Raw genomic sequence first — 5291 nt, forward strand, 5'->3', positions numbered from 1 at the left:
GTAATTGAAAATATTGGCTTAGCAAAAAAATACATCAAAAACGTAGGCATTGAAACGCCGATGACGCCGGAATTCTATGCAGCGTTTTTCAAAAAGAAGCAGGCGATTTTTGCGACACACCTTGACTTTATCAATTGTGCGGAACTGCATTTAAACGAGAACAATATCAACAATTATTACGGCGAAAACATGTATATTTGCAGACAGGGGTACGTATCTCCCATTTGGAGCCGGGAACTGACCCTGAAGTTTATGAAGATTGCCGACGAGGAAAACTGGGACTTGGCGGTTCATGACTGCTCAAACTACACAAAATTTGCACGCAGCTTAAATTTGAGCAGCAAAGCGGGCATGTGGTTTGGCGCCAGCAATTACGCTTGCGAATTTTCATCTCTTCCGTACGAATTGTTTATGCCCATATTAAACGATGATGACTTTGAATTTTTGCAGGAAGAAGAGCTGCCTGACGGTTATAAACCAAAGCTTCTAGAACTTTAAGGAATAACGTTCAGCGGCATTTCTTACAGTAGTCATGCATCAACTCGCTTGGAGGATATTCGTTCTGCAGCGAGTTGTATGCATGTCTTTTTTGTTGCGGTGGTTAGTGCTGTGATACAAATCACGGTACAAGGCGGAAATACCAGTTACGATGTAATAGAGAAGAATTTTAAAACCGCTACAGGCAAGGACTTGGCTAAAAGAAGAGTTTTGCAGTAACTAAGCAAGGGAGAAGATATACAATGAAAATTGCTATTCTTGTGCGCGAAGAAACTATGGAGCGCTGTACCGTAGGGGGCTGTCTAAAGGCTTTTTTTCAAAAAGAGGACGCTTTTGAACGGTATCGGGATATGGAAAACGTGGAATTACTGTCGTTGACGCATAACGGCGGAGACTTGGCTAAAAAAATTGAAACACTGCGAAAAAAAGAAGTGGATGTCATTCACCTTTCTTCCTGCATGAGAAAGAAAGATCCTAATTATAAAGCGGTGGCCGAGGCACTGTCGGAACATTTTACCGTTGTAGGCTATACGCATGGTCAAGAAGATGCCAATACGATTTGTGCGGCAAGAAAGTCTGGAGAATAGTAGGCAAGTAGCAAGAGAATACGAAAAACCAGAGCCGGCGGAGCGCATCAGAAGCGTTTTAGCCGGCTTTAGATTTTAGCAGATGTATGTCTTAGAACCCCTCGCCGTAACCCTCCGCGTACCCTCTGTTTACTCTGTTACTCTTTGTTCGTTCCCTAGCAGTTTTTCTTATTTATCCTTGTTATCTCCTGTTGCACATGCTAAAATGAAAGTGAATTCACATTCACAATAGATTGATCTAATTTTATTTAAGATATGGGGGCGCCGGTATGAAAAAAAGACTAAAGGTGTTACTGCTTTTGCTGCTCGTAGGTCTAATGGCTGCAGGTGTATATTCTTTGTACTTTAAGAAACAGAGCGATCCCAATAGTATTAAGGTTTCCGGCAATATTGAAACTACCACAGTCGGAGTTGGCTTTAAAATAGCCGGGCATGTGGCGCAGCGCTTTGTGGACGAAGGCGAAAAAGTGCCCAAGGGGCAGCCTATTGCTGCTTTGGAGCAGGCCGATTTGGAATTGGATGTGGCTAACGCTAAGGCCCAGCTTCTTGCGGCGCAAGCGATGCTGCTGCAATTGAACAACGGCTCGCGAGTGCAAGATGTTACAGCGGCGCAGGCCGCCTTGCGCAGTGCCGAGGCGGACAAAGAAAACGCGGCCACGGATTATCAACGCATGCGGCAGCTGTATGCGCAAGGAGCCATAGCCGAACAGCAGCTGGACCGGAGCCGCACTGTTTATGCAACGGCAAACGCCCGCAGCGATCAAGCGGCGCAGCAGCTTAGTCTGCTTGTCGAAGGTCCCCGGCAGGAAGAAATTGCGTTGGCCGCAGCCAAGGTGGAGCAAAGCAAACAGGTGTTAAACTTAGCGCAGACTCGTCTTGGCTATTCGCAGATTATTGCGCCTATCGACGGTTTTGTTTTATCTAAAAATATTGAAGCCGGCGAATATGTGTCTCCGGGTACGGCGGTAGTCACTCTTGGCGAGTTAGGTCAGGTTTGGCTTAAAGCCTATATTTCCGAAACCGACTTGGGCAAGGTAAAGCTTGGGCAGCCGGTCACCGTGACCACCGATACGTATCCAGGAAAAAAATATCAGGGCCAGATTCAATTTGTTGCCTCGGAAGCGGAATTTACACCGAAAAATATCCAGACCGCCGAAGAGCGGGTTAAGCTGGTGTATCGCATTAAGATTTCCATTGCCAATGAAGCCTATGAACTAAAACCAGGGATGCCGGCGGATGCGCAAATTCTCTTGAATGGAGAATAGATGATGGATGCAATTAAGATGCACGAGGTGACGCAAAAATTTGGCGCAGTCACCGCTGTGAACCAGTTGACTCTTGCTGTGCAGGAAGGCGAGATTTTTGGTTTGTTAGGGCCTGACGGAGCGGGTAAGACGACCATCATGAGGCTTTTGGCGGGCCTTTTGACGCCAAGCGCAGGAGAAGCCTGGGTGTGTGGTTTTCATACTCTAAGCGATGTCGAAGCGCTCCGCAACCATATTAGCTATATGCCGCAGCGCTTTGGCTTGTATCTTGATTTGACGGTACAAGAGAATATTGACTTTTACGCGGATTTATATAATGTTCCCCAAACCATTCGCAAAGAAAAAATACCGGAACTGCTGGCGTTTAGTAATATGACAGCTTTTCGCGACAGGCAGGCGCGGAATTTATCCGGCGGCATGAAGCAAAAACTGGCTCTTGCCTGCGCCCTTGTGCATACGCCGAAGGTGCTGCTTTTGGATGAGCCGACAAACGGCGTAGATCCGATGTCGCGGCGAGATTTTTGGCGTATTTTAGGCAAGCTGTTGGAAGAAAAGGTGACGATTTTTGTTTCTACTTCGTATCTTGACGAAGCGGAACGCTGTGATCGCGTCGGCCTCTTGTATAAGGGACGGTTGATTTTGGCAGGCAAGCCGGCGGAAATCAAAGCTAAAATGAACGGCGTTTTGTTGGAAATACGCTGCAGTGCACCTAGAACCGTATTGCCGCTGCTCAAAGCGGCTATGCAGCCTCGCTCCGCCGGTTTGTTCGGCAATAAGATTCATTTAGTTGCCATGGGAGAAGCCGCACAGGTCGAGGCGGACCTTAAGGAGAAATTGCGCGAACTAGACATTCAAGGGGAAGTGGCAGTGATAACGCCTTCCCTGGAGGATGTGTTTATTTCGATGCTTACGACGGGAGAAAGTGGTGACTGAGGTGGAAGACAGCCGCAATGACTCGGCATATGCTGTAATTGTTGAAGACCTGGCAAAGCGCTACGGCAGCTTTACGGCTGTCAACAATGTATCCTTTCGGGTGAAAAAGGGAGAAATTTTTGGCTTTCTTGGGCCCAATGGCGCAGGAAAGTCGACTACCATCCGCATGCTGTGCGGTATTATCTTGCCTACGTCCGGCAAGGCCCAGGTAATCGGTTTGGATGTATTCCGCCAGGCGGAGGAAATTAAAGCCAATATCGGTTATATGTCACAAAAATTTTCGCTTTATGAAGATCTCACAGTGGAAGAAAATATTGATTTTTATAGCGGCATCTACGAAATTCCGGCGGCACGAAAGCAAGAACGCAAGGAATGGGTGCTTAAAATGGCCGAGCTGGAGGAGCAGCGCAACAGTTTTACTTCAAACTTGGCCGGAGGCTGGAGGCAGCGGCTGGCGTTAGGGTGTTCACTGCTGCATCAGCCGCAAGTACTGTTTTTGGATGAACCGACATCAGGGGTGGATCCCATTTCGCGGCGCAATTTTTGGGATTTAATTTATCATCTGGCGGGCGAAGGGGTTACTGTTTTTGTTACCACGCATTATATGGATGAAGCTGAATATTGTGACCGCCTGGCTATGATTTATCGAGGCGAGTTGGTGGCGATAGGCACGCCGGATGAGTTGAAAAATAAGCATATTGCTGCGCAAAGTATCAATTTGGAATGTATGGACTCCAAATTAATTAGACCATCCCTGGAAGACGTGTTTGTGTCTATCATTGAAGCGCAGGATAAGAAAGTAATGTGAGCAAGGAGGGGCGGGTTGTGAGTATTCATCGCATAGCGGCTATTATTCGCAAGGAATTTATTCATATTCTCCGCGACTCCCGCAGTTTGAGCATGGCTATTGCCATGCCGGTGCTGTTGATTTTTCTTTTTGGCTCTTCCTTAAGTCTTGATGTAGATCGCGTGCCGCTCGTGGTCTGGGATCAAAGCCAAACTACCGACAGCCGTGAATTAATCGGCCGTTTCACATCTTCGCAGTATTTTAGCTTGGCCGCCACAGCCTCTTCGTATGTGGACATTGAGGCGGCCATTGACCGACGGGAGGCTATCCTGGCGCTTGTCGTTCCCTATGACTTCGGCCGTAAACTGGAAAGCGCACAGCAGGCGGAGGTGCAGCTCCTCGTCGACGGCAGCGACGCCAATACAGCTACCATTGCGATTGGCTATGCCCAAGGTGTAACAAATGGCTACAACAGCGCTTTGCTGTTGAAAGCCTCGCAAAAAAAAGGCGGCAAAGCCGTGGCTATGCCGCTGGAGGGGAAGCTGCGCGTTTGGTTTAACCAGAATATGCAGGCGAAAAACTACATTGTTCCCGGGCTTATCGCCGTAATCATGATGGTGATTGCGTCCTTGCTGACTTCTCTGACCATTGCCCGTGAATGGGAAAACGGAACCATGGAGCAGTTGATTACAACCCCGCTCAAGCCGCTGGAACTGATTATCGGCAAGCTGACGCCATATTTTGTGATTGGCATGCTGGATGTGGCGCTGGCGGTGCTGATGGGACGATTTTTGTTTGATGTGCCGCTGCGGGGGAATGGGACCCTTGTCTTTGGAATGGCGGCTTTGTTTTTGCCGGGCGCTCTGGCTATGGGGATGTTGATCAGCATTGTAACGAGATCACAGCTTTTGGCTAGCCAGTTGGCGATGGTGCTGACCTTTTTGCCCTCGTTCCTGCTGTCCGGCTTTATGTATGCTATTGCGAATATGCCGGAGCCTATTCAAGTGCTTACCCACCTGATTCCATCGCGCTACTTTGTCACTATTTTAAAGAACGTCTATTTAAAAGGGGCGGGGCTGGAAATCATTTGGGCGGAAGCGGTATTCCTTTTCTTCTTTGGGGTGATTATGGTTTTTATTGCCAACAAGAAACTCAAAAAGAGACTGGTGTGAGCTATGGCTTTTGAACGTTTGCGGCAAATGATAAAAAAAGAATTTATTC

5 protein-coding genes and 1 pseudogene are annotated in these 5291 nt (G+C 47.9%); all 6 read left to right on the forward strand.

The genetic code is table 11. The features are described 5' to 3' along the window. Positions 1-498 (forward strand): annotated as a pseudogene (locus tag PHF27_RS13155) (radical SAM protein); the annotation flags it as partial. 242 nt (positions 499-740) lie between these two features. Further along, complete coding sequence (locus tag PHF27_RS13160) at positions 741-1085, forward strand: CGGC domain-containing protein (RefSeq protein WP_300070996.1); 345 nt, start codon at positions 741-743, stop codon at positions 1083-1085. A gap of 269 nt (positions 1086-1354) precedes the next feature. Beyond that, positions 1355-2350: an efflux RND transporter periplasmic adaptor subunit gene (locus PHF27_RS13165; protein ID WP_300070998.1), complete on the forward strand. Its 996-nt coding sequence runs from the start codon at positions 1355-1357 to the stop codon at positions 2348-2350. Further along, on the forward strand, positions 2351-3283 hold the full coding sequence (locus PHF27_RS13170; RefSeq protein WP_300071001.1) for an ABC transporter ATP-binding protein: 933 nt from the start codon (positions 2351-2353) through the stop codon (positions 3281-3283). Further along, positions 3276-4091, forward strand: coding sequence for an ABC transporter ATP-binding protein (locus PHF27_RS13175; RefSeq protein ID WP_300071004.1), 816 nt, complete (start codon positions 3276-3278; stop codon positions 4089-4091). The genes PHF27_RS13170 and PHF27_RS13175 overlap by 8 nt, the downstream gene beginning before the upstream one ends. Before the next feature lie 17 nt (positions 4092-4108). Next, positions 4109-5242 carry an ABC transporter permease gene (locus PHF27_RS13180; RefSeq protein ID WP_300071006.1) on the forward strand — a complete coding sequence of 378 codons (1134 nt, stop codon included), beginning with the start codon at positions 4109-4111 and terminating at the stop codon, positions 5240-5242. The last annotated feature ends 49 nt before the right edge of the window (positions 5243-5291 follow it).

This window comes from Anaeromusa sp. (assembly GCF_028691475.1).
Taxonomy (GTDB): domain Bacteria; phylum Bacillota; class Negativicutes; order Anaeromusales; family Anaeromusaceae; genus Anaeromusa.